Annotated in this window: 21 protein-coding genes and 1 riboswitch; of the genes, 12 read left to right on the top strand and 9 right to left on the bottom strand. The window is 68.6% G+C overall.

The features are described from left to right. Window positions 1-106: 106 nt before the first annotated feature. Genes NR810_RS01755 through NR810_RS01765 form a run of 3 tightly spaced genes read right to left on the bottom strand, consistent with a single transcriptional unit; the run spans window position 107 to window position 1,930 of the window. Window positions 107-1,183 (bottom strand): HupE/UreJ family protein, encoded by a 1,077-nt coding sequence (locus NR810_RS01755; protein WP_257446744.1) that lies wholly within the window; start codon window positions 1,181-1,183, stop codon window positions 107-109. A 34-nt stretch (window positions 1,184-1,217) separates the two neighbouring features. Then, a complete protein-coding gene (locus NR810_RS01760) occupies window positions 1,218-1,778 on the bottom strand; it encodes a hypothetical protein (protein ID WP_257446747.1) in 561 nt (186 codons plus the stop codon). Continuing rightward, entirely contained in the window at window positions 1,775-1,930 is a 156-nt protein-coding gene (locus NR810_RS01765) for a lmo0937 family membrane protein (protein WP_257446749.1), read from the bottom strand. Before NR810_RS01765 ends, NR810_RS01760 begins: the two co-directional genes overlap by 4 nt. Window positions 1,931-2,216: 286 nt before the next feature. On the opposite strand from NR810_RS01765, the gene NR810_RS01770 reads away from it, so the two are divergent. From NR810_RS01770 to NR810_RS01805, 8 genes are all read left to right on the top strand, one after another. Then, window positions 2,217-2,930 (top strand): lytic transglycosylase domain-containing protein, encoded by a 714-nt coding sequence (locus tag NR810_RS01770; RefSeq protein WP_257446752.1) that lies wholly within the window; start codon window positions 2,217-2,219, stop codon window positions 2,928-2,930. A 243-nt stretch (window positions 2,931-3,173) separates the two neighbouring features. After that, window positions 3,174-3,455 carry an STAS domain-containing protein gene (locus NR810_RS01775; protein ID WP_306817765.1) on the top strand — a complete coding sequence of 94 codons (282 nt, stop codon included), beginning with the start codon at window positions 3,174-3,176 and terminating at the stop codon, window positions 3,453-3,455. 191 nt (window positions 3,456-3,646) lie between these two features. Beyond that, on the top strand, window positions 3,647-5,557 hold the full coding sequence (locus tag NR810_RS01780) for a sensor histidine kinase (protein ID WP_257446758.1): 1,911 nt from the start codon (window positions 3,647-3,649) through the stop codon (window positions 5,555-5,557). Window positions 5,558-5,647: 90 nt separating this feature from the next. Further along, window positions 5,648-6,628, top strand: a complete 981-nt coding sequence (locus NR810_RS01785) for an AAA family ATPase (RefSeq protein ID WP_257446761.1) — start codon at window positions 5,648-5,650, stop codon at window positions 6,626-6,628. 74 nt (window positions 6,629-6,702) lie between these two features. After that, window positions 6,703-7,587, top strand: a complete 885-nt coding sequence (locus NR810_RS01790; RefSeq protein WP_257447743.1) for a DUF58 domain-containing protein — start codon at window positions 6,703-6,705, stop codon at window positions 7,585-7,587. Then, window positions 7,584-9,617 carry a transglutaminase TgpA family protein gene (locus tag NR810_RS01795; RefSeq protein ID WP_257446764.1) on the top strand — a complete coding sequence of 678 codons (2,034 nt, stop codon included), beginning with the start codon at window positions 7,584-7,586 and terminating at the stop codon, window positions 9,615-9,617. The genes NR810_RS01790 and NR810_RS01795 overlap by 4 nt, the downstream gene beginning before the upstream one ends. A gap of 482 nt (window positions 9,618-10,099) precedes the next feature. Next, on the top strand, window positions 10,100-10,990 hold the full coding sequence (locus NR810_RS01800) for an RNA polymerase factor sigma-32 (RefSeq protein WP_204219158.1): 891 nt from the start codon (window positions 10,100-10,102) through the stop codon (window positions 10,988-10,990). Window positions 10,991-11,166: 176 nt separating this feature from the next. Next, window positions 11,167-13,632 (top strand): OPT family oligopeptide transporter, encoded by a 2,466-nt coding sequence (locus NR810_RS01805; RefSeq protein WP_257446773.1) that lies wholly within the window; start codon window positions 11,167-11,169, stop codon window positions 13,630-13,632. A gap of 161 nt (window positions 13,633-13,793) precedes the next feature. On the opposite strand, the gene NR810_RS01810 is transcribed toward NR810_RS01805, so the two are convergent. Next, a complete protein-coding gene (locus tag NR810_RS01810; RefSeq protein ID WP_257446776.1) occupies window positions 13,794-14,081 on the bottom strand; it encodes a hypothetical protein in 288 nt (95 codons plus the stop codon). Between the two features lie 167 nt (window positions 14,082-14,248). Here NR810_RS01810 and NR810_RS01815 point away from each other — a divergent pair, with 167 nt between their 5' ends. The 4 genes from NR810_RS01815 to NR810_RS01830 all read left to right on the top strand — a co-directional run bounded on the left by NR810_RS01815 (window position 14,249) and on the right by NR810_RS01830 (window position 19,469). Further along, window positions 14,249-16,006 carry a HEAT repeat domain-containing protein gene (locus NR810_RS01815; RefSeq protein ID WP_257446778.1) on the top strand — a complete coding sequence of 586 codons (1,758 nt, stop codon included), beginning with the start codon at window positions 14,249-14,251 and terminating at the stop codon, window positions 16,004-16,006. Window positions 16,007-16,013: 7 nt separating this feature from the next. Beyond that, on the top strand, window positions 16,014-17,327 hold the full coding sequence (locus tag NR810_RS01820) for an HD-GYP domain-containing protein (RefSeq protein ID WP_306817818.1): 1,314 nt from the start codon (window positions 16,014-16,016) through the stop codon (window positions 17,325-17,327). A 103-nt stretch (window positions 17,328-17,430) separates the two neighbouring features. Next, window positions 17,431-18,051, top strand: coding sequence for a TetR/AcrR family transcriptional regulator (locus NR810_RS01825; protein WP_257446783.1), 621 nt, complete (start codon window positions 17,431-17,433; stop codon window positions 18,049-18,051). Between the two features lie 29 nt (window positions 18,052-18,080). Then, a complete protein-coding gene (locus NR810_RS01830) occupies window positions 18,081-19,469 on the top strand; it encodes a hypothetical protein (protein WP_257446786.1) in 1,389 nt (462 codons plus the stop codon). A gap of 17 nt (window positions 19,470-19,486) precedes the next feature. Here NR810_RS01830 and sugE read toward each other — a convergent pair whose 3' ends face one another. The 5 genes from sugE to NR810_RS01855 all read right to left on the bottom strand — a co-directional run bounded on the left by sugE (window position 19,487) and on the right by NR810_RS01855 (window position 23,473). Next, window positions 19,487-19,813 carry a quaternary ammonium compound efflux SMR transporter SugE gene (gene sugE, locus NR810_RS01835; protein WP_257446789.1) on the bottom strand — a complete coding sequence of 109 codons (327 nt, stop codon included), beginning with the start codon at window positions 19,811-19,813 and terminating at the stop codon, window positions 19,487-19,489. Between the two features lie 16 nt (window positions 19,814-19,829). Then, a riboswitch (guanidine-III (ykkC-III) riboswitch) is annotated at window positions 19,830-19,890 on the bottom strand. A 140-nt stretch (window positions 19,891-20,030) separates the two neighbouring features. Beyond that, window positions 20,031-21,005 (bottom strand): RluA family pseudouridine synthase, encoded by a 975-nt coding sequence (locus tag NR810_RS01840; protein WP_257446792.1) that lies wholly within the window; start codon window positions 21,003-21,005, stop codon window positions 20,031-20,033. Further along, complete coding sequence (locus NR810_RS01845) at window positions 20,999-21,262, bottom strand: hypothetical protein (protein ID WP_203405347.1); 264 nt, start codon at window positions 21,260-21,262, stop codon at window positions 20,999-21,001. The genes NR810_RS01840 and NR810_RS01845 overlap by 7 nt, the downstream gene beginning before the upstream one ends. A 79-nt stretch (window positions 21,263-21,341) precedes the next feature. Further along, window positions 21,342-22,580, bottom strand: coding sequence for a helix-turn-helix domain-containing protein (locus NR810_RS01850; protein ID WP_257446801.1), 1,239 nt, complete (start codon window positions 22,578-22,580; stop codon window positions 21,342-21,344). Beyond that, the gene (locus NR810_RS01855) at window positions 22,580-23,473 is read right to left on the bottom strand and encodes a P-loop NTPase (RefSeq protein ID WP_257447744.1); all 894 of its coding nucleotides are present in this window, start codon (window positions 23,471-23,473) and stop codon (window positions 22,580-22,582) included. Before NR810_RS01855 ends, NR810_RS01850 begins: the two co-directional genes overlap by 1 nt. Window positions 23,474-23,495 lie beyond the last annotated feature (22 nt).

The following is a 23,495-nucleotide window of genomic DNA, read 5'->3' on the forward strand; positions in this document are numbered from 1 at the left end:
TAACGCCGCAGCCAAGCGGGTATGCCTTGCGCCCATCGGCCCTCCCCAGATCCTGCCCCCTATCCCGCGACGAAAGTAGGGACGGTTCCGCTGGGATTCAACCGATCTACCCCAGAGCGCGCTCCATCAACCAATAACCGCCGGTCGCGAGGATGAGGAGCGACAGACCGCGCACCGTCTGGAGGTGTACCGCGGGACGACGTTGCACCAGCCGCACCAGCGGCAGCAGCACGGCGATGACCGCCGCCTGGCCCAGCTCCACCCCCAGGTTGAAGCCGAACAGACCCGTCATCACCGAGTCGCCCAGGCCGTAGCCGCTCAGCACGTTGGCGAAGCCGAAGCCGTGCACCAGCCCGAAGAGGAACGTGAGGAGGGCCCGGTGGCGGTGCTCGCGCAGCAGCAGGTTCTCCAGCGCCACCCAGACGATGGACGCGGCGATGGCCGCCTCCACCCAGCGCGTGCGCGCATCGTCCAGGAGGATGAAGCCCAGCGCGGTGGCCCCCAGGGTGAGCGAGTGGGCCACGGTGAAGGCCGTCACCAGCAGCAGCACCCGCCGGAAGCTCCCTCCCACCAGCAGCAGCGCCAGCAGGAAGGTCAGGTGATCGATTCCCTCGAAGATGTGCGTGACGCCCAACACCACCCACTCGAGCAGCCCCGAGGGGCCCTCCCCCCGCGCTGGCTGTCCCGGTTCGGACACCACGAGTGTGGGCTGCTGGGCGTCCGCGAAGCGCTGCCCCTGCTCGCCCTGCATGAAGGAGCCGAGCACCACCCGGTAGTTGGAAGGCAGCAGGGACAGCAGGGAGAAGCGCTGGCGGAGCTGGCCGGCCGGACAGGAGAAGGTGGCGCCGAGCTCCACGAAGGACGCCCGCACCATGGCGGAGGCACCGGTGCGGGTACAGGGCCGGCCTCCAGCCGTCAGGGGAATGGCATCCCAGATGCCCACCGCCAGCGCCTGGGTGCGCGCGTCCAGATCCGCCTGGGAGAGCGCTCCGTCCCCGTCCGCGTCCACGGGAATGAGGAGGCCGAGCGTCTCCGCGGTGAGCGTGAGCCGCTCACGCACCTCGGGCCCGCCCGCCTCCGGACGCCAGAGCTGCGCATAGAGGATGTCCGCATCGTGAGCGCCCGCGCTCCCCGCCACCAGCAGGAGGGCGAGCGGAGCCACCAGTCGGGCCGTCCGCCACATGTCCGGGAGACTGCCCCCGGTCGACCGCCGCCGTCTACTCTTCGATCAATTGTAGGTGGATCTGCTGCCGGCCGCTCAAGCCCCCGTGCCGGGTCCCGCAGCGCGGGCAGTGGAGCGGGCCCTCCCAGTCCCAGAGGGCCTTCACCTCGTCTCCACAGCACAACAGGGGGATGACGCGCAGGTCATCCGTGTCCTGGGGCATGGGCCCCGGCAGCGCCTCCGGCTCCACGCTGACGAAGGTGGGTCGGGGGTTGAGCGACAGGGTGCGCGACACGTAGGCCAGCTGCTCGTAGCGCACGTGGTTGGCCCACGCGCGTGCCAGCGCCTCCACATGGTTCTGCTGCGCGGGGGTGAGCCACTCATCTCCTGGCGCCCGGTGGCCGCAGTACAGGCACCACCACTCCGGCACGTCATCGAAGCTCTCGTGCGCGTTCTCGAAAGGAAAGAGCGAGGCCAGCCGCCGCTGGAGGATGCTCGCGTCGTGCCGGCAGGGACGCGTCTTGAAGTCCCTGTGGCACTGCGGACACTCGCGCCGCACGAAGCCGCTCGCGTCCCGCGGCAGCTCCAGATGGATGATCGCGGGTGCCTTGCTCATGCCAACGCCCCTCGCCCCCGACGCGCCACCGCGAGGATGAGGGTCACCATCGAGAAGATCAGCAACAGGTGCACCCACCGGCCTTCCGTCGAACCGCTGATCAATCCCAGCACCCACAGCACGAACAGGATCGCACTCATCGTCCAGTACACGCCGCCCGCTCCTCTCCCTGGGTAGAGCCCCCGGGGACCGGGCGCAAAGCTGGGGTGTCAGACGCGACACGGCAAGCCCTCCGATCGCCTCCGGATCCCTCCTTTCGACAGCCTCACAGTGAGCAGACGTCTACCCATGTCTGTCTTTTTTTCCGGCTGGCCCATGCCCTCCCACCGCGGCCGGCTCGTGATTCCAGGGGTTTGCCTTCATGGCACGGTGACTGCTTCGGCGGACGTCGGCCACACGGGGCGCGCGGCTCGCTCGGCGGGCGCGGGGAGGGCGTGAATGAGAGGGTGGACGGTGGCGATGGTGGCGGTGGGGATGCTGGTGGGGACGGGCGCGCGAGCTTTCCAGCCCTACATCCCGGGGGAGAACAGTCCCGAGATGGCGGAGCTGAAGATGAAGCTGGCCGAGCGGGAGGCCCACCTGGCGCGGTTGGAGGAGGAGGCGGCCCTCTACGCGGAGGCCGAGGCGCTGGGCGTGGTGGCGGCGGTGCAGGCCTCGCGCCTCCCGGAGCGGCAGCAGCGCCGGCTGGCGATGGCGATCGTCCGCGAGGCCAGGCGCAACGGGGTGGACCCCATGCTGGTGGTGGCGGTCATCCGCTGTGAGAGCTCCTTCAACAACTACGCGGTGTCCCACGTGGGCGCGATGGGACTGATGCAGGTGATGCCGGACACGGGCACCTATCTGGCGGATCGGGCGGGCTTCAAGCTGCAGCGCCACACCAATCTGTTCGATTCGGAACTGAACGTGGAGCTGGGGACGGCCTATCTGGCGGATCTCATCCAGCGCTTCGGCTCTCCGGAGCGGGCGCTGGTGGCGTACAATGCCGGGCCGGGGCTGGCGAAGAAGATCCTCGCCAAGCGGGACGTGCGTGATCGCTTCATGCAGGGCTATCCCGCCAAGGTGATGCGCGAGTTCCGCCGCCTGAAAGCCCAGCAGGCACGCGAGCTCACCCGGCTGGAAGAACAGAAGAAAACATCCGGTGGACCGGGTTGATGGCTGGCCAACAAATTGCGAGCCCGGTGCCAGACAATCACGCCGTTTTTTCAGGGGTGTGACTGCCTTTCTAGAAAATTCGGCTGCACTCTACGTCGCCGGTTGTTGTGCGCCGGGGTGGGTGGTTCCACTCCGGACCGGGCGTACCCGACATGCCCGGCTCCAATGGACGCATGCGGCTTCTAGGAGAGAGACGAAACCATGGTGGGGCTGGAAATTCATCGAGAAGAGCATGCTGGTCGGTTGACCCTGCGGCTCATGGGCACTCTGGATGGCCGCACCGCGATGCAACTGCGCAGCTCCCTCGAGGAGCTGGGAGCGCGGGAAGTCGTGGTCGACTTCACGCACCTGCGGGAGTTCAGGGACTCGGCGGTGGGTGTGCTCACCCACGGGCTGAGCGAGCGCAAGGTCCAGTTCCGGGGTCTTGCCGGACATCACGAGCGGATGTTCCGCTACTTCGGGCTGACCACCGGCAACGTCGCGCCTCCGCGCGCGTACTACACGCCGGAAGAAGTGCTCGCCTGAGTCATCGGGCGAGGGAAAAGCAGATCAGCTGGCGCGGAGTTCCTCCGTGGGATAGCGGCCTCCCACTCAAGGGAGGGACGCCAGCGTGCGCCCCAGGGAGCAAGAATAGGGAGTGATTCGAGGAGACACCTTTGACTCCCTCGTCGCCCCCAGATCCTCCCATAGCTCCCCTGGGGCCATCCGCCTTTGACTTGGACGGTCCGTATCCTGTCGGACTGGACATCGGGCTGTATGAGCAGCTGCCAGAGTCCATTGGCATCTACACCCGGGACGGGAGGTTCGTGTACCTCAATCCCGCGGCGGGGCAGTTGCTTCGCAGGCCCTCGAAGGAGCTGCTCGGCCGGAGATTCTGGGAGGAATTTCCCAGCGTGGTGGGCACCCCGTTCCACCAGGCCTTCCACCGGGTGGCCCGGACAGGCCAGAGCGAGCAGTTCGACACCCATTACACCTTCGCCGATTGGGATCGCTGGTTCACCCACCGCCTCTACGCGAGCGGCGAGCTCATCTACGGCGTCTCGGTCGACATCACCGGGCGCAAGCGCGACGAGGCCCGGCGGCTTCAGCTCGCGCGGGAGGTGGAGGCCGCCAGGGCCGAGACGGAAGCCGAACGCCGCCGCCTCCAGCAGCTCTTCACCGAGGCCCCGGCCGGCATTGCCCTGCTCCAGGGCCCGGAGCACGTCTACATCCTCTCCAATCCCCTCAACTCCGAGCTGATCGGCAACAGGCCGGTGCTGGGCAAGCCCGTCCGGGAGGTCCTCCCCAAGGCGGAGGAGCAGGGCTTCATCACCATCCTGGATCGCGTCTACACCACGGGCGAGACCTATGTCGCCCAGGAGGGGTTGACGCTGCTGCCACAGCCGGACGGCTCCCTGAGGACGTTGTATCTCACCCTCATCGTCCAACCGACGCACGACGCCACCGGAGCGATCGATGGCACCGCGGTCTTCATCTTCGATGTGACGGACCAGGTGCTGGCGCACAAGAACCTGGAGGTGCTGGCGGAGCAGTTGCGCCACGGCGAGGAGCGGCTCCGCACCCTGGTGGAGGCCAGCTCCAGCATCCTCTGGTCGGTCGATGCGCACGGAAGAATCGTGGAGGACTCGCCCTCGTGGCGGGCCTACACGGGCCAGACGCGCGAGCAGTGGCTCAGCCCCGGAGGCTGGTTGGAGGCCGTCCATCCCGAGGACCGCCCCAGGACGGCCGAGGTCTGGAACAGGGCCGTCACCCAGAAGACCGACTACGAAGTCGAGTTCCGGCTGTACCGCCACCAGGACCGCACCTGGCGCTACGTCCTGTCGCGGGCCGTCCTCCTCCGCCATCCGGATGGCAGCCCCCGGGAGTGGTTCGGTGCCATCACCGACATCCACCACCGCAAGCAGGGCGAGCTCCAGCTCCAGCAATCCATCCGCATGCGCGATGAGTTCCTCTCCGTGGCCAGCCACGAGCTGCGCACGCCACTGACCCCGCTCAACCTCCTGCTCCACGGCCTCCAACGGGCGGCCAGCTCCCAGCCCGACACGCCCTTCACCCGGCTCGTCCACCACAACGCCGAGACCGGGCGACGACAGATCCAACGGCTGGTGCGGCTGGTGGAGGACCTGCTCGACGTGTCCCGGATCGTCGAGGGCCGGCTCCAGCCGAGGCTCGAGGAGGTGGATCTGGTGAGCATCGCCCGGGAGGCGGTGGGCCGGATCGAGCCCCAGGCGGCGGCGGCGGGCTGCGCCCTGGAGGTACACGCCCCCGGGCCGGTGGTGGGCCAATGGGACCGGCTGCGCCTGGAGCAGGTGCTGGTGAACCTCGTGGAGAACGCGCTCAAGTACGGCCCCGGCAAGCCCGTGCGCGTGCGCGTCGAGGCCCACGAGGACCGGGCGGTGCTCAGCGTGAGGGACGAGGGCATCGGCATCCCCCCCGAGCACCAGGCCCGCGTCTTCGAGCGCTTCGAGCGGGCCGTGTCGGATCGTCACTACGGAGGACTGGGGCTCGGGCTCTACATCAGCTGCCAGATCGTCCGGGCCCATGGGGGGAACATCCGCGTGGACAGCACCCCCGGGGTGGAGACCACGTTCACGGTGGAGCTCCCGCTCGCCCCCCGAGCAGGCTGAGATCCACCACGAGTGAATCCCCGTTTATCGTACAAGCACGAGACCCGGGGGGTTCTGGTGCGGCACGGCTGGGGTAGAGTGCGGCCCCAGATGAACTCCCCTGCCCGAGCCGTCAGTCCCCTCCCCTCGCCCACGACCGCGCGAGCCACCCTGGAGCGCGTGGCCGCGAATCTCTCCCTGGCGGTGCAGGGAAAGGACAAGGAGGTCCGCCTCGCCGTCACCTGCGTGGCCGCGGGCGGACACCTCCTGCTGGAGGACGTCCCCGGGGTGGGCAAGACGACGCTGGTGGAAGCCATCGCGCGCTCGTTCGCCCTCTCCTTCTCCCGCGTCCAGTTCACCGCGGACCTAATGCCCGCCGACATCCTCGGTGCCCAGGTCTTTCACGCCCAGAGCGCCACCTTCAACTTCCGCCCGGGCCCGATCTTCCGCCAGCTGGTGCTGGCCGATGAGCTCAACCGCGCCCCGCCACGCACCCAGTCCGCGCTGCTGGAGGCCATGGCCCAGGGCCAGGTGTCCCTCGACGGCGCCACCCATGTGCTGCCCCGCCCCTTCACCGTGGTGGCCACGCAGAACCCGGTGGACTTCTCCGGCACCTACCCGCTGCCGGACTCGCAGCTGGACCGCTTCCTCATGCGCCTGTCGCTGGGCCATCCCGCTCCCGAGGTGGAGGCCCGCCTCCTCACCACGCGCGACACCAGCTCGCCCGTGGAGGCGCTCCAGGCCGTCACCTCCCCCGAGGAGCTGGCCGAGCTGCGCATGCAGGTGGCCGCGCAGCGCCTGGACGACACGGTGGCCGAGTACGTGGTGCGGCTGGCCCAGGCCACGCGCTCGCACGGAGACATCGAGCGCGGCGCGTCCACCCGCGCGGTGCTCGCGCTGGGCATGGCCGCCCGCGCCCATGCCCTCTGGGAGGCACGGGACTTCGTGACGCCCGGGGACGTGCGGGCGGTGATGGGGCCGTGTCTGGCCCACCGGCTCCTGCTGCGCAGCGCCAACCAGGGCGCCTACACCCGCGACGAGGCGACGCACCTCCTCGAGGAGGTCTCCCGGAAGGTCCCGGCGCCCCGGTGAGCACCCCACCCCGCTCGTGGTGGCGCCGCCTGCGCGCCGCGCTCCGCCCCCCGCGCACCCTCAAGGTGACGCGCATGGGACGCACCTACCTCGTGGTGACGTTCGGCGTGGGCCTGGGCGCGCTCAACACCGGCAACAACCTCCTCTACCTGGTGCTGGGGTTGTTGCTGAGCGTCATCATCCTCTCCGGCGTGCTGTCCGAGCGCTGTCTGAAGGATCTGTCGGTGCGGCGCATCGGCACGGAGGGCGCCTTCGCGGGCGAGCCCTTCGCCTTCCGCTGGGGCATCACCCGCAAGCGGGGGCATGCCTTCGCCCTCACCCTGTCCGAGGTGGACTCGCCCCTCACCGGAGAGGGCGGCGTGGGGTACCTGCCCGCGGGCGCGGAGCACGTGGTGCGGGCCGATCTCACCGCGCCCCGGCGAGGCCCGGTGAAGCTGTCGGGCGTGCGCGTCACCACCACCTGGCCGCTGGGCCTCTTCGCCAAGACGCGCGTCTTCGCGTTGGAGGGCACCCTGCTCGTCTACCCGCGGCGAGGCTTCGCCTGTGAGGATCCACTGGACGCGGCCGTGGGGCACGTGGGCGAGGCCAACAACCCGCGCCGGATGGACGGCACCGGGGACATGGCGGGCCTGAAGGAGCTGGGCGAGCACGAGGACGCCCGGCGCGTGCACTGGATGAAGAGCGCCTCGGCGGGGAAGCTCCTGAAGGTGGAGCGCGAGCGCGAGGAGCGGCGCACCTTCATCCTCGACGTGAAGACGGGGCTGGCGGGGGACGTGCTGGAGCGGCGCTGCGAGGAGGTGGCGGCGCAGGCGCACCGGCTGCTCGAGGCCGGCCACGAGGTGGGGCTGGAGCTGCCAGGCACCCGGCTGCGTCCGGGCGCGGGTAGCGGCCAGGAGCGAGGCATCCTCCGGGCGCTGGCCTGGCTGGGCTTCGAGGAGCAACGGGAGGAGGCGGCATGACACGGCCGAACCGGCTGCGGCTCATCCTGCGAGACCTGGGCACGGGGGCCGCCTTCGCCTCCATGGCCGTATCCGGCCAGCTGCCCATCTGGGCCCTGGGGCTCTTCGCGGTGGCGCTGGTGGTGGCGCTGACGGGACGGCGTCCCTTCTCTCGCCTGCCCCGGCTGACGGCGGTGTTGCTGGTGCCGTTGGCGGGCGCGCTCTACCTGGCGGTGGCCTCGGGACGGATGGACCTGGTGGTGGCGGCCTGCTCCTTCGCGGGCCTGGTGGCCGGCCAGCGGCTGTTGTCGGAGACGAGCCCCTCCACGGACGGTCAGGTACTGCTGGCCGGACTGCTGATGGTGGCGGGCGGCGCGGCGCTCTCCGGCGAGCTGTTCTTCGCCGTGTGCCTCATGGCCTTCGCGGTGCTGGCGAGCCTGTCGCTGGGGCTGGCGGTGGTGGAGGCGGCGGTACCCGTGGGCGAGCCGGTGCCGGTGCGCGAGGTGATGCGCCCGCTCGCGAAGGGCACCCTCTTCGCGCTGCTGGGCGCGGTGGCCTTCTTCATCCTCTTTCCGCGCCTCAACTGGAACGTGGGGGCCCGCCGGGCGTCGCCGGGGCTGGGCACGGCCACCAGCGGATTCTCCGACACGGTGCGCCTGGGCGGCTCGGGGACGCTCAAGAGCAACCCCCGCGTGGTGCTGCGCGCGACGCTGGCGCCGGATCCGGGCACCGAGCAGCTCGGCGCCTACTGGCTGGGCCGCACCTACGACACCTTCGATGGCCAGGAGTGGTCGACGATCGGCGCGCCCAAGAAGCGCAGCCGCACGCGCGTGACGCTGCGACCGGGTGCCGACAAGCAGGTGTACCAGAAGGTCGAGCTGCTGCCCGCCTACGGCAGCCGCACGCTGATCGCCCTGGAGACGCCCTCGAAGCTGGGCAACGCGCTGGTGCACACGTCCACGGGCACCCGGCGCACCCAATTGCAGGAGCTGGGCGGGGACGAGCTGCGCTTCGTGGTGGAGGGGCTGGGCTACTCCTACGAGGTGTACAGCGTGCCGCCCGGGACGGACACGGATCCGGGCAAGCTGGAGCAGCTGGAGCATGATCAGCTCCTGGCCCTGCCGGACAACCTGGATCCGCGCGTCACGGAGCTGGCCAGGCAGGTGCTCGGCGACGAGAAGGATCCGCTGACGGCGGCCAACAAGCTGTCGAGCTGGTTGCAGCGCGAGTACACGTACACGCTGGAGCTGGGCGGGGACGTGACGGATCCGCTGACGGAGTTCCTCTTCGCGCGCAAGGCGGGCCACTGCGAGCACTTCGCCACGGCGCTCACGCTGCTGCTGCGCAGCCAGGGGTTCCAGGCGCGGCTGGCCACGGGCTTCTTCGGCGGGGAGCGGATCGGAGACGAGTACATCCTGCGCGCGGGAGACGCCCACGCGTGGACGCACGTGCTGGTGCCCGGGAGAGGCTTCGTCACGGTGGACGCGACCCCCCCGGCGTTCCGCGCCAACCAGTCGCTGGAGCTGCTGGAGTCGCTCGTGTCGATCTACGAGGCCATCGAGTCGGCGTGGCGCTCGTCGGTGGTCGACTACTCGTTCCGCGACCAGATGAACTTCGTGAGGGATCTGACGCGTCCGCCGCGAGCGCCGGGAGACAAGAAGCGGCTCGATCTGCCTCCGATGCGCGCCTGGGTGACGGCGGTGCTGGTGGGAGTGGCCGTGTACCAGGCGTGGAGGTACCTGTCGCGGCGCAAGCCGCGGACGAAGGCGCTCGAGGCGACACGCTTCGTGGACGCGGTGGAGCGGCAGCTGGCGGCGGTGGGAGTGAAGCCGCGAGACGGAGAGACGCTCGAGGACGTCTCGGCGAGACTGACCCGGGAGGCGCACCCGCTGGCGCCGGCGGTGTCACCGCTGACGAGGCGCTACCTGGAGGCGCGTTTCGGGCAGAGGGCCCTCCAACCCGGAGAGTCCGCGCAGCTGTTGAAAGGCTTGAAACTGGCCATCGCGGCCCTGCCGCCGGAAGAGAAGCACCAGCAGAAGGCCCGGGCCTGAATCCCGCCCTTCCCTCCCTCTCCCTCTGGGAGAGGGTCGGGGTGAGGGTATAGGGACCCCGAATCCATCCCCTGCGCGCGTCCCACGGAGCCCCTGCTCCCCCGCCCGGTCTCCGAGTGGGCGGAACCGCGCACTGGGCTGAGGATGCGCAACCTCTTTATTACCGGTTGGGACGAAGGGGGAACGACCTCCCTTCGCATCCACGTCCCGGTGGGAAAGCCGGGAACGAAACCAGGAGGCCATTTGAGGACAGAGGAGCAGCAATTTCAGCCTCAGTCGCCCGGTCCAGCCGATCCATCCCTGTAACTCCTACGGACTTCCGTCCACCGTTGTGCGGTCGCATCGGCCAAGTATGCGTTGCGACTGGTGAAATCCCGCGTGGAGCCCTGGCACACCCGTTGCTCTAGGCACCCTCCATCAAGTTGTCACGCGGACCCAAACCTCTTCTCACCGGCCCCCTCGGGGCCCTCTCGGGAGAAACCATGCAGCTCTCTACTGAGCAGTCGTCCAACTCGGGCTCGCTCGCGATGTACCTCTCGGAGATCAACCAGTACGCGCTGCTCACGGTGGAGGAGGAGCAGGCCCTGGCGCGCCGCTTCATCAAGGGCGATCTGGCCGCGGGCCACCGGCTGGTGACGAGCAACCTGCGCTTCGTGGTGAAGGTGGCGTACGAGTACCGCTCCTACGGCATCAAGATGTCCGACCTCATCCAGGAGGGGAACATCGGCCTGATGAAGGCGGTGCAGAAGTTCGATCCGGACAAGGGCATCCGGCTGATCTCCTACGCGGTGTGGTGGATCCGCGCGTACATCCAGAACTACATCCTGAAGAGCTGGTCGCTGGTGAAGCTCGGGACGACGCAGGCGCAGCGCAAGCTGTTCTTCAGCCTGGCGCGGACGCGGCGCGAGCTGGAGAAGTTCGGGGCGGGCGACGGTGCGGTGGTGAACGTGGATGAGATCGCCAAGCGGCTGCACGTGAAGCCCGGCGAGGTGCGCGAGATGGAGCAGCGCATGGGCGGGCGCGACCTGTCGCTGGACGCGCCGATGGGCGAGGACGGTGGCAACAGCCACGTGGACTTCGTGGTGAGCGCGAGCGCGCCGCAGGATGACGAGTTCGCGGACAAGGAGGAGGCGGGCCTGATCAACGCGCGGGTGCGCACGGCGCTGATGCGGCTGGATCCGCGCGAGCGCTTCATCATCGAGCAGCGCGTGATGAACGAGCGCCCGATGACGCTCAAGGAGCTGGGCGAGCACTTCGGCTTCTCGCGTGAGCGCGCCCGCCAGCTGGAGATCCGCGCGAAGGACAAGCTCAAGGCCGAGCTGGCCGCGCTGATGGCCGAGGTGGATCCGGACACCACCGCGTCCATGCAGTAGGCCGGACGAAGAGTCTCCTGGGGAGAGGTATGGGGGAAGTAGGCGAGGCGCCGCCACTCCGATGAGGGGTGGCGGCGTTTCGTCTTTCCTGGGCCGTACACCGCGTGACGGGCGCCGCTCCACGGGCTGGCGCCATCTGCTACAAGGGCCGCTTTCCCGCTGTGAGGAGAGCCCCCGTGTCACACGGCCCACCGATCTCCGAGGACCGCGTCCCCGTCGCCCAGGCCTCCGCTCCCGCCGTCCACCAGCCCTACATCCCGGCCACCGAGTCCCGTCCGGAGCTGACGGCACGCGGGCTGGTGCTGGGCTCGGTGCTGGGCATCGTCTTCGGAGCGTCGTCGGTGTACCTGGCGGTGAAGGTGGGGCTGACGGTGTCCGCCTCCATTCCGATTGCGGTGCTGTCCATCGCCTTCTTCCGGGCGCTGGGCAACTCCAGCGTGCTGGAGAACACCATCGTCCAGACGGTGGGCTCGGCCGGCGAGTCGCTCGCCTTCGGAATAGCGGCGGCCATCCCAGCGCTGCTGCTGCTGGGCTACGACATCGACCTGATGCACTGCTTCCTGGTGGCGTCACTCGGCGGAGTGCTGGGCGTGCTGATGATGATTCCCCTGCGCGAGGGCCTCATCGTCCAGGAGCACGGCAAGCTCTCCTACCCCGAGGGCACGGCGGCGGCGGACGTGCTGGTGGCCGGTGAGGAGGGCGGGACGAACGCGCGCACGGTCATCCTGGGCTTCGCGGTGGGAAGCCTCTACAAGTTCGCCTACGCGGGCCTGCACCTCTTCAAGGAGGTGGTGGGCGTGGCGCTGAACTGGGTGGAGACCACGGCGGCCGGGGTGGCGCGGCGGGCGGGGTACGCGGGCGGCTCTGTGTCCATGGAGGTGAGCCCGGAGCTGCTCGGCGTGGGCTACATCATCGGCCCGCAGGTGGCATCCATCACCTTCGCGGGCGGAGTGCTCAGCTACCTCATCCTCATCCCGCTCATCACGTTCTTCGGCAGTGGCCTCGAGCAGCCGCTGCTCCAGCCGGACGGCACGCTCATCCGGGACATGGATCCGGACACGATCCGGGACGCGTACGTGCTGTACATCGGCGCGGGCGCGGTGGCCACGGGAGGGCTCATCAGCCTCATCCGCTCGCTGCCCACCATCGTCAGTGCCTTCCGGCGGGGGCTGGACAGCCTCCTGGCCTCGCGCCGCAAGCAGGCGGCCCCGGTGCTGCTGCGCACCGAGCAGGATCTGCCCATCACCGTGGTGCTGGTGGGCAGCCTGCTGATGGTGCTGGCGATCTGGCTGGCGCCGCCGCTGCACGTCAACCTCGTCTCCGCGCTGCTCATCGTCGTGTTCGGCTTCTTCTTCGTGACGGTGAGCGCGCGCATCACCGGGGAGATCGGCTCGTCGTCCAATCCCATCTCCGGCATGGTGGTGGCCACGCTGCTCATCACCTGCCTCGTGTACCTGATGCTGGGGTGGACGAGCTCCGAGGACCGCTTCATGGCGCTCACCACGGCGGCCATCGTGGGGATCGCAGCCTCCAACGGAGGCACCACGGCGCAGGACCTGAAGACGGCCTTCCTGGTGGGTGGGACACCGAGGCGGCAGCAGATCGCCCTCTTCGTGGGAGTGCTCACCAGCGCGCTGCTCATCGGGCTGGTGCTGGTGGTGCTCAACCGAGGCGCCACCGCCATCATCCCCGAGTCGCACGGCGGCCAGAAGGTGAGCGTGCTGAGCGACGAGACGAAGCCGCAGTGGACCTATTCCTGGGCGGTCTCGGAGGAGGCGCTGGCGGCGCGGGGGGTGAAGCTCGCGGAGCTGAAGGGCCCGATGTGGAAGCAGGGCCTGGAGGTGGTCCAGGAAGGAGGCACCACCGAGCTGCGGGCCTGGAACGACCTGCCGCTGGAGCGCGTAGGGGCCACGGAGGTGCGCCTGAGCTCCGGGCAGACGGTGAAGGTGGCCGACCTGGGCGCGGTGAGCCGGGGGCCCCAGCGTACCTGGCGCGTGGGCTACGTCCGGGGCGCGGACACCGCGGTGCCCACCGGCACGTACCTGGCGGACGACGCGAGCGTCATCCATTACGTGGTGGATCCGGGCATCGGTGGACGCGTCACCAGCTACGAGGGCCAGCAGCTCACGCGCTACCCCGCGCCCAAGGCACAGCTCTTCGCGCTCATCATCGATGGAATCCTGACCCGCAAGCTGCCGTGGGACCTGGTGCTGGTGGGCGTGTTCATCGCACTGATGCTGGAGCTGTGCGGAGTGTCCTCGCTGCCCTTCGCGGTGGGCGTGTACCTGCCCATCTCCAGCAGCGCGCCCATCTTCGTGGGCGGCATGGTGCGCTACATGGTGGACAAGGTGCGCGGGGGCTCGGCCGCGGAGTCCGAGTTCTCCCCTGGCACCCTGCTCTCCTCGGGCTACATCGCCGGAGGAGCCATCGCGGGCGTGCTCATCGCCTTCCTGGAGATCGCCAGCGATGGGACGTGGACCCGGGCCATCAGCATCCCCGATCTGCTCGGGGACACGGCCTTCTCCCGCCTGCTGCGGGAGTCCGATCTGTGGGGCGTGGGCTTCTTCGCCCTCATCACCCTCGTGCTGCTCCTCACCGGGCTCAAGGGTGAGAGCGCCGCGCAGCCCCGGCCCGGCAAGTAGCTCGAGGAAAGCCCGCGCACTCCCGCCAGGGACTGGTGGCGGAGGCACGATCGCTCCTGCGGAGATGAACGACCCTGGCGCCGTGGTCCGTTGGGTCAGCGCCCCATGCGGCGGGGAGGCCGGCCCCTACCCCGCCGCCGTCCGTCACGAGCCCGCGGTCACTACCGGGCGTTGCCCTCGGCGCACACGTACTCGGTGCGGATGGGGGCCACGATGCCCAGGGTGACGACGCGGACGAACACTCCCCACCACGGCCAGTACACGTCCACCCGCGAGAAGCCCGAGCTGCACTCAGGCGCGCTCGCCTCGGTCGAGGTGAGACCCCACACCAGGCTCACACCACTGTCCTGGTTGTTGGGTCCCGACGGGGTGGCTCCGCTCCGCACACTCATGCGGTAGCAGCCGGTCAGGGAGCACATCAGCACTGCGGACACGACGAGGCGCTTCATCAAGAAGTGTCTCCTGGCGGATACAGCGCCCCGGCTCCTAGCATACCCCCCGCCCCCCGCCATTTCCGGGGAGGGGCCCCCCTCGGAGGTCCACAAGAGAGGCAAGACGGGAAGAATCGGGGTACACTGAACTCCGATTCACCCCCCTGCCGCGCATCAAGGACTCCATGGCCCAGACAGCCAGCAACGCCTCCCAGGAACCCGCGATGGACCCGGCCACGCGGGAGAAGGTCGAGGCAGCGCGCAACTTCACCTTCCATCTGCTCAAGGGCATCAAGCAGATCGGCATGTACCGGCACAACGAGGCGCGCTTCCCCGAGTTCCTCGCCCGGGCCCAGGAGGCACTCGCCGAGTACACGGACAGGTATGGCCCGCTGTCACTCAAGGTGGAGCAGCAGAACTTCATGCTGCACGGCGAGCCGATCTTCTCCGAGGACACGCCGCTGCCCTACAAGTTCTTCCGGGACGGCATCCGCCAGCTCATCTTCCGGCCGGGCCTCACCGTGCAGGAGCTGGTGTCGTTCACCCTCATCGCCCTGTCCGAGCCGGAGCGCGGCGCCGAGGACGTGATGGCCCAGCTGTGGAGGGCGGCCCTGGAGCACCTCGAGTACGTGATGGTCGAGGGCTTCAAGATGGACGAGGTCTCCGACCAGGAGGTGGAGGTCGAGGTCGACAAGGTGGTGGGCTACCTGTACGGGCGTCTCAAGACGAACTCGGACGACTACCTGCGCTTCGCCCGCGTGAACGCGGACGACCTGGACTCCAAGCTGGATGGCGTGGAGCAGATGCGCGGCCTGGTGGTGGCCGGCAACTACGCCTCGGACGAGCTGAAGGCCCGGCTGCAGAAGGAGATCTCCGAGGAGGAGGGCTCCCGGCTCTTCCCCAAGCTGGTGAGCGCCATCTTCCAGGTGATCGAAGGCGGCGTGGACGACACGGCGCTGCTGGAGGATGTCTTCGTCCAGCTGCTGGATGCCATGCTCATCCAGGACGACTACGCCATCATCAACCAGCTGGTCCTGAAGATGCGGGCCATGGCGCAGCGGGACACGGGGGGCAGCATCGGCAAGCTGCTCGAGTACTTCGTCCTGAAGATGGGTGAGGAGCAGCGGGTGATGCGCCTGGCGGAGATGCTCAAGACGACACGCCCGCGCAATCCGGTGGACATCACCCGGTACATCCAGGTGTTGGATCCCTCCACCGTCTTCAGTCTGCTCAACGCGCTGGAGACGATCGAAGTCCCCGAGAACCGCGTGCTGGTGTGCGACGTGCTGGCGAACTTCGCCAAGGAGAACCCGCAGCCGTTCGTGCAGCGGCTGGAGGCGGATCGGCCGCAGACCGTGCGCGACATGGTCTACATCCTGGAGAAGAGCGACCACCCGGACCGGGTGAAGATGTTCGGCCTGGTGCTGCTCAACAAGAACCTCGCGGTGAAGCTGGAGGTGATGAACATCATCGCCCGCGGCCGCACCCCCGAGGCGCGCAAGCTCATCCTCGAGGCGATCAACGATCCCATCGCCCAGGTGCGCATGCTGGCGGTGCGCTTGCTGCCCGAGTTCGACCGCGACAAGGCCTACGTGGACCTGACGCGGCTGATGAAGGATCCGAACTTCGAGAAGAAGAGCACCGAGGAGCGCACGGCCTTCTACAACGCCCTGGGCTCCACGGCGCTGCCGGGCGCCATCTCGCTGATGTTGCAGATGCTGGCGGTGAAGCCGACGCTGCTCAACAAGAAGAAGGTGATGGAGGACAAGCTGCTGGCCGTGGCGGGCCTGGCGGGGGCGTGCTCCATCCAGTCCTACAAGGCCCTGCAGGGCGTGGTGGAGGACAAGACCCAGCCGGTCGAGATCCTCACCGCGGCGCGCAAGGCCATGTACCAGACGAAGAAGATCCTGTTCGGCGAGACAGCCGCCACCGAGGAGGCGTGAAGCCATGCTGGAGAGCAACCTGAAGGTCACCCAGGGCGCGGCGGAGAACCTCAACGAGTTCGGCCGCGGCTACTCGGAGAAGCTGCAGACGCTGGCGCGCGGGCTCGTGTCGGGCCTCTACATGCTGATCCGCTCGGTGAAGATGTACGACCCGGAGAACGCGGTCTTCGAGAAGCCGCTGCTGCAGCTCCAGGACATCGTCAATCAGATCATCTCCAAGGAAGGCCGGCTGGAGCTGGTGGGCGTCAAGGAGTCCTTCTACCTCAACAACATGCTGGTGAAGGTGGACCTCAACGCCATCGACAACCTGCGCTTCCTGCTGGGGGAGATGCGGGCCAAGGACGTGGGGGGCATCTCGCTGAACAAGCCCGTCTCGGTGCCGGACCTGAAGAACTTCATCTGGATCTTCAGCAAGGAGCAGTCGGGCGTCACCGAGGAGGACGGGCTGGCGGGCCGCAAGCTGCTCAACATGAAGGTCGCCAAGTTCTCCAAGCTCAAGGAGAAGCTGACCCGGGACGACCTGCAGAACCCGGACGACCAGAAGGTGGACCGCAAGAAGTACGCGCTGACGGTCTACGCGCGCGCGGTGTTCTTCATCACCAAGTACCTGGAGTCGGTGCGGGAGGGCAAACCGCTCAACACCAGCAAGGCGCTGCGGCTGGTGCAGGACTTCGTGGACATCTCCTTCGAGCAGAAGACTCACTTCCTGGGGATGACCACGATGAAGCGGGAGTCGGATTATCTCGTGTACCACCAGGTGAACGTGTGCCTGATGAGCATCGTGTTCGGGCAGGAGCTGGGGCTGACCAAGGCCCAGCTCCGGGACCTGGGCTACATCGCGCTCTTCCACGACGCGGGCATGATCACCATCCCCGACGAGCTGGCCACCAAGCGCGGGGCGCTCAGCGCCGAGGAGAAGACACTCATCCAGAAGGCCCCGCTCATCTCCATCCGCAACATCCTGATGGAGAAGGGCTTCTCGCGCTCGACGCTGCTGCGCGTGGTGACGACGTTCGAGCACAAGGCGGACTTCGGCACGGCGGTGCGCGACGGGCGCGGCACCATCCAGATGATCATCCCGAAGACGAACCTCGGGGTGTACGCGAAGATCATCGCCATCTGTGACGCGTACGACGCGCTGACGTCCAAGCGCCCCTACCGCGACGCCTACGGCCCCGAAGTGGCGCTGATGCTGATGTGGACGGAGATGCGCCACAAGTTCGACCCGGAGCTGCTCCAGGTCTTCATGCGCGTCATGGCCATCCAGCCCGTGAAGGTCCTCAGCCGCAGGCAGCAGTCCATGACCCTCGGCGGTATCTAGAGCCGCCCCGGTTCGAGGAGCGATAAAGCTCCTCACCGGGGAAGATTATTAAGTTATTCCAAGGGGTTGCATCAGCTCGGCTTGCGGAATATCCATCCCGGTCATGGGAAGGATACCCGGCGCGCGCAACCGCGATCATGACGAGGCCCGTTCGCGGCTGCTGCAGCGCGTCACCCAACAAATGCTCGCGGCGGGAGGCACGCACCCGAGCATGAGGACGCTCGCGGAGGGCGCCGGGGTGGATCCGGGCACGCTGCGGCACTACTTCGGTGATCGCCGGGGCGTGATGCAGGCCGCCTTCGAGCATCTGTTGCAATTCGGGCGGGAGCGTCAGGTCTGGGCCAGGGGCCTGGCGGAGCTGCCCGCGCGAGAGGCCTTCAAGCAGCTGCTCGAGCAGGTCGCCGCCGCGTGGACGGGGGCGCTGGGCGGCATGCACGCCGCGGGCTTCTCCGAGGGCATGGCCGACTCGGAGCTCGGGCAGATCTACGTCTCCGCGATCCTCGAGCCCACGCTCCACTCCGTCGAGGAGCTGCTGCTCATCTTCCACGCGCGCGGCGAGCTGTCGGTGCCGGATGCACGCGTCGCGGCGCTCGCGCTGATGTCGCCGGTGCTGCTGGCGCTCTTCCACCAGCACCAGTTGCAGGGCCGCCGCTGCCGTCCCCTCGCCCTGCCCTCCTTCGTCGAGCAGCACCTCGATGGATTCATGAAGGGTTACTCGAAGTAAGCCAACGCCGTCCCAGCCTGGAGTGTCGAATGACTGCATCGCGGTCGTGGTCGACTTTTGTCTTGATGTGCCTCGTCGTGGGGTGCCAGAGCGAGAAGGTGGTCCCCACCCTGCCCGAGAAGGTGGTGGGCCACTGCGTCTACAAGAACAAGTTCAGCCAGATGGAGGAGTGCCGCGACTACGTCGGTGAGTGGAGCGAGAAGGACGCGACGGAGGACTGCGAGGACCAGGGCTCGACGGCCCAGCTGGGCTCGGGATGCGACACGGAGGAGCGGCTGGGCTTCTGCTTCCTGGGTGGCGAGGACGACAAGTGGACGCGCATCACCTTCCCCGGCGTGAACGCGGAGAAGTGCGGCTCCATGCAGCGCGGGTGTGAGCTCTTCGGCGGCGGCGTGTTCGAGCCAGCCCCCGTCTGTGGTGGCAAGGTGGTGGACACCGGCGGAGGCACGGGACTGCCGACGTTCCGCCAGCCGGTGCTCACGTGTGTCGATCCCAAGCCCGGTGAGCCGGCGGGAATGTCGCCCGGTGGGAAGGTCTGCACGTGGGAGATGATCTCCGGCGCCACCGAGCCCGGCCGCAGCTTCCAGGACTACGCGAGCTGCGACCGCGTGCGCACGCAGCGCCCGTATTACCCGGCGTCTCCCGCGGAGAACGCGACGCGGGAGGATCCTCGCATGAACGATCCGGCGTACGTCTCGGAGGTGAACTGGGTGAAGTCGCAGATCGAATCGACGGCCTGCGTCTGCTGCCACTCGACGCGTGCACCCCAGGGCCCGTCGAACTGGTACGTCGAGTCCCCCGGCAACTTCATCAACTCGTTCCACCCGAGGGGCCTGGCCATGGGCGCCGGGTGGATCAACACCATCGGCTTCGGCGCGTACCGCCCCGAGCACAACAACGGCTTCTCGCGCGCCTCGCCCGAGCGCCCGAATGACTCCATCTTCGTCACGACGGATGCCGCGCGCATCGCCCGCTTCTTCGAGGCCGAGCTCGCCCACCGTGGCTACAAGCGCGAGGACTTCGCCGGCCAGGTGTACGGCGCGGGACCGCTGGATGATCAGCGCCTCTACCGTCCCACCTCCTGTGAGAACGGCGAGGGCGTCGGCGCCGATGGGACAGTCACCTGGAGGGGCGGCAAGGCCCGCTATGTGTACGTGCTCGAGGCGGACGCCACGTCGCCGACGGTGCCGCCGAACCTGGATCTGCCCGAGGGCACGCTCTGGCGCATCGACGTGCCCGAGGACGGCACTCCCATCGCGAGCGGCACGGTGCGCTACGGCGCGGTGCCCGCGGGCATGTCACAGCGCTTCCCCGCCTCCGGCCAGCCCACGGCGCTGACGAGCGGCAAGGCGTATTACCTGTACGTGCTCGAGGACATCATCGTCCCGGTCACCCGCTGCGTCTTCACCGCGCCGTGACGCGCGCCACGAGCCCGTCAGTGTTCCCCGCCCGAAGTGAGCTTCAGGCCGATGATGGCCGTCAGCAGCATCGCGAGGAAGAAGAGGCGCGCCGGGGTGGCGGGCTCGTGGAACAGGAAGATGCCCAGCACGGCCGCGCCCAGGGCACCAATGCCCACCCACACGGCGTAGGCCGTGCCAATGGGCAGGCTCCGGGCCGCGAGTGCCAGCAGTCCCATGCTGGCGGTGAGCGCGATGAGGGTCAGGATGCTGGGGACGAGGCGGGTGAAGCCCTCGGTGTACTTGAGCCCGATGGCCCAGCAGATTTCCAACAACCCGGCGACGACGAGCATGACCCATGCCATGACGCACACTCCTTCTCGAGCGTCGTCTTGTCTTGACCGGGTACGGCGCACCTCGTCCGGGCACGACGGCGCTCCCCACGAGCCCGTCGGACAGGGGAAGGGATAACCTCACTCCTTGGATCTGTCCAGGAGTCGTGTTGCGCATGCACCCTCTCCCTCTGGGAGAGGGCGGGGGGTGAGGGTCTTTCCACGGTGGGCAACCCGGGGGCGTATACCCTCACCCTGGCCCTCTCCCAGAGGGAGAGGGGACATCGCGCAGGAGCTTCAGCGCGGCCTCGAAGTCCGCGGGCAGCGGGGCCTCCACGTGCAGCACCTTCCCCGTTCGCGGGTGCGGGAAGGCCAGCTTCCACGCGTGCAGCGCCTGCCGGCCCAGCACCTCCTGCGCCTCCACCGCCCTGCCCTTCGCCTTGCGGCCCGCGCCGTACAGCGCGTCACACAGCAGCGGATGGCCCGCCTCGGACAGGTGCGCGCGGATCTGATGCGTGCGGCCGGTCAGCAGGTCCACCTCCACCAACGCCGCGCCCTCGAACGACTCGAGCACGCGGTAGACCGTAATCGCGGGCTTGCCCTCCTTCACCTTGCCGGTGAAGCGTTGGCGGTTCACCGGGTGCCGGCCGTAGAGCGTCTCGATGCGCGCCTCGGCGGCCTTGGGCACCCCGTGCACCAGCGCCAGGTACGTCTTCTCCACCGCGCGCGTCTTGAAGGCCTTCTGCAGCGCCACCAGCGCCTTCTCGTGCTTGGCCACCACCAGGCAGCCCGTGGTGTCCTTGTCCAGCCGGTGGACGATGCCCGGGCGCAGCTCACCACCCACCCCGGCCAGATCCTTCACCCGGTGCAGCAGCGCGTTGACCAGCGTCCCCGAGGCGTGGCCCGCTCCCGGGTGCACCACCATCCCCGCCGCCTTGTCCACCACGACGAGATCCCGATCCTCGTGGAGCACCGTGACAGGCAGCTCCTCGGCCACCGGGATGGCCGGCACCGGAGCGGGAACCAGCAGGGAGAGCAGCTCGCCACCTTTCAGGCGCAGGGAGGCTTTCGCGGGCTTGCCGTCGACCTGTGCATGACCGGCCTCGATGAGGCCCTGGATGCGCGAGCGCGTGAGATCCGTGAAGGCGCGCGAAAGGAACTGATCCAGCCGCTCACCCCGGGCTTCGGGCGGGGCTCGGTGCTCTCGCGCGTCCGGGGCTACCAAATCTTCGACTTCACGTGCGCCTTGGAGCGCAGGACGATGTCGTTGATGGCCCGCTCGAAGAAATTCATCCTCTGGAAGATCTCGGGGCTGACGCGGCTCTTGTAGAGCTCACGGCCCTCGTCGAGCTCCTCCTTGAGGACCTCGAAGAGGTTGTCCTGCTCGATGCCCTTGATGATCTTCTGCTCGTTGTAGAGCGAGATATCCGAGGCGATCGCGCGGGCCAGCCGCATGGCCTTGATCTTTTCTTCTTCAGTCATCCTGGACCTTTCTAAGCAGCACCCCCCAGGGTGTCAACTTCGCTGATGGGTGACGAGCACCCTGGGGATGCCCGGTCGCTCAGCGGCGGTTTTTCTCACCGGATGCGACGAGCGTCATGTAGCTCCTCGACACCCGGAGCGGATCCAGGCCCAGCTCGCGAGCGATGCTCATCAGCATGCCGCGCAGATAGACGGAGGCGGGCAGGCTGTCGTAGCGGTCCGCCTCGATGCTCTCCACGTGACGGGTCGAGATGCGCGTCCGGTCCGCGAGCATCTGCAAGGAGATGTTGCGGCCCTCGCGCACGCGGCGCAGCAGTTCCCCGTTGAACTCGGCATCCGAGGGGATGTCGACGACGGTCTTGAGCCGGGTGCGCGAGTCGCGCGCTTTGACCGCCACCTGGGCCAGCGCCGACTCGGCGGTGGCGATGGCCGCGGCCTGCGACAGCACGGGGGCGTCACCGAGCTGCTGGCCAGGGGGCGGACGAATGACTCCCCTCGCCCTCTCTGGCGCGGGCTGGACGGGCGTGGGCTGGGCACCCGCCTCCGCACGCGTGGCGATGGGAGGCCGGAGCCCTCCATTGCGCGGCGGCAGCGGGGGCGGAACCACCGAACCCGGGCGCGCCGGACGGGAATGGATGGCCGGCCGGGGACCCTGAGGGGCGACAGCGGCCGGCCTGGAGGCCGCGGGCTGCTCCGGAGCGGGAGGCACGGGCTCGGCCGGAGCCGGCGGCATCACGCTGGCCTCCTGGGCCACAGGAGGCGTGCCGACGCTCGGAGGGGCCACGTGGACCTCGGGCGCGGGCGGCTCCGGAGCGGGCTCCTTGCCGGTGGAGGGGCTCTCCTCGGCCACCGCCTCCAGCTCGATGACCGGCTCCTCTTCCACCGGCTCGGCCACGACTGCTTGCGCCCCGGTGGCCCCGGTGGGCTTGACGCCCGGCGGCTCGGCCGGGGCGGCCACCGCGGCGGGCGGCTCCCCTGCCCCGTTCGCGGGCTTCCGCTCTTCACTGGACCCGGCCGCGCGCTTCAGTGACTCCGCGCGCAAGCGGGCCAGCTCCTCGTCGGACCGCGTCACGCCGATCTTCCGGTCGTACTCGAGGCGGCGATCCAGCTCGGAGAGGACCTCCAGGGCCTGGCTGAGGCGCTGGCGCAGCGACTCCAGCTGATCCGGATCCACCAGGGAGTACACCGCGATGGAGTCGGGCGAGTACGTCTCCATCGCGCGCGCGTACGCGTCGAGGATCTGATCCTCCGAGGCGGTGACGGGCACCTCCAGGAGCTCGTAGTAGGACTGCTGCTCGAAGTGCTTCATGGCGGACATCACCCCGTCACCCCGTCGAGCGCCAGCAGGCGGTCGGCGATGCTCTGGATACCCATGGCGGCAGGAGACTCGGGCTTGTCGAGCACGATGGGCCGGCGCCTGCGCACCGCGCGCCAGGCCTCGTCGTCGTAGCGGATGGCCCCGAGGTCATCCATCTCCAGGCCAAAGAACTTCTTCCAGGCGGATACCACCGCGGTGCCCACGTTCAAGTCTCCATCGGTACGGGCCTGGTTGAGCACCAGCTTCACGCGGAAGGCGGCCAGCTCCTTCTCGAGCCTGTCGGCGAGCGTGGGGCTGTGCTGGCGCACGTGCTGGATGATCTGGAAGGGCGTGCGCGCGGCGCCCTCGCGGGTGGACAGGGCCTTCTCCACCAGGCGCTCGATGCCGTACTCCGACTCCACCTGCTGGAGCCGCCGGTAGAAGGCGGCCTTGACGAAGCGGTAGGCGTTCTCCACCGAGGTGGGCTCGGGCAGCAGCACCAGCACGCCGTGGTCGGCGATGATGAAGAAGTCGAGCGTGTTGAAGCTGGAGCCCGCGCCCAGGTCGATGATGAGGTAGTCCACCGTCTGGGTCTGCAGGCCGCGCAGCAGCCGCTGCTTCTGGGCGTATTTGATGTTGGCCGCGTCCAGCACGTCCAGCGCGCCGGCGATCAGCGACAGGTTGGGCACGCCCGTGGGGACGATGACGTCCTCCAGCCGCGCCTTGGGGCGCAGCATGAAGTCCGACAACGTGGCCGTGGGCTGACCGACGCCCAGACAGGTGTGGAGGTTGGCGCCACCCAGGTCCGCGTCCACCAGCAGGACCCGCTGGCCCCTCGAGGCCAGCGCGACGCCGAGGTTGGCGGAGACGAGTGACTTGCCGATACCGCCCTTGCCGCCTCCCACCGCGATGATGCGGTGGGGACGGGTCCGAGCA

This window comes from Archangium lipolyticum (assembly GCF_024623785.1).
Taxonomy (GTDB): Bacteria; Myxococcota; Myxococcia; order Myxococcales; family Myxococcaceae; genus Archangium; species Archangium lipolyticum.

Coding starts and splice junctions, on each gene's coding strand:
- NR810_RS01800 (WP_204219158.1), top strand. CDS start 10,100: ATGCAGCTCTCTACTGAGCAGTCGTCCAACTCGGGCTCGCTCGCGATG.
- NR810_RS01830 (WP_257446786.1), top strand. CDS start 18,081: ATGACTGCATCGCGGTCGTGGTCGACTTTTGTCTTGATGTGCCTCGTC.
- NR810_RS01845 (WP_203405347.1), bottom strand. CDS start 21,262: ATGACTGAAGAAGAAAAGATCAAGGCCATGCGGCTGGCCCGCGCGATC.
- NR810_RS01785 (WP_257446761.1), top strand. CDS start 5,648: ATGAACTCCCCTGCCCGAGCCGTCAGTCCCCTCCCCTCGCCCACGACC.
- NR810_RS01770 (WP_257446752.1), top strand. CDS start 2,217: ATGAGAGGGTGGACGGTGGCGATGGTGGCGGTGGGGATGCTGGTGGGG.
- NR810_RS01850 (WP_257446801.1), bottom strand. CDS start 22,580: ATGTCCGCCATGAAGCACTTCGAGCAGCAGTCCTACTACGAGCTCCTG.
- NR810_RS01815 (WP_257446778.1), top strand. CDS start 14,249: ATGGCCCAGACAGCCAGCAACGCCTCCCAGGAACCCGCGATGGACCCG.
- sugE (WP_257446789.1), bottom strand. CDS start 19,813: ATGGCATGGGTCATGCTCGTCGTCGCCGGGTTGTTGGAAATCTGCTGG.
- NR810_RS01825 (WP_257446783.1), top strand. CDS start 17,431: ATGGGAAGGATACCCGGCGCGCGCAACCGCGATCATGACGAGGCCCGT.
- NR810_RS01795 (WP_257446764.1), top strand. CDS start 7,584: ATGACACGGCCGAACCGGCTGCGGCTCATCCTGCGAGACCTGGGCACG.
- NR810_RS01790 (WP_257447743.1), top strand. CDS start 6,703: ATGGGACGCACCTACCTCGTGGTGACGTTCGGCGTGGGCCTGGGCGCG.
- NR810_RS01755 (WP_257446744.1), bottom strand. CDS start 1,183: ATGTGGCGGACGGCCCGACTGGTGGCTCCGCTCGCCCTCCTGCTGGTG.
- NR810_RS01810 (WP_257446776.1), bottom strand. CDS start 14,081: ATGAAGCGCCTCGTCGTGTCCGCAGTGCTGATGTGCTCCCTGACCGGC.
- NR810_RS01760 (WP_257446747.1), bottom strand. CDS start 1,778: ATGAGCAAGGCACCCGCGATCATCCATCTGGAGCTGCCGCGGGACGCG.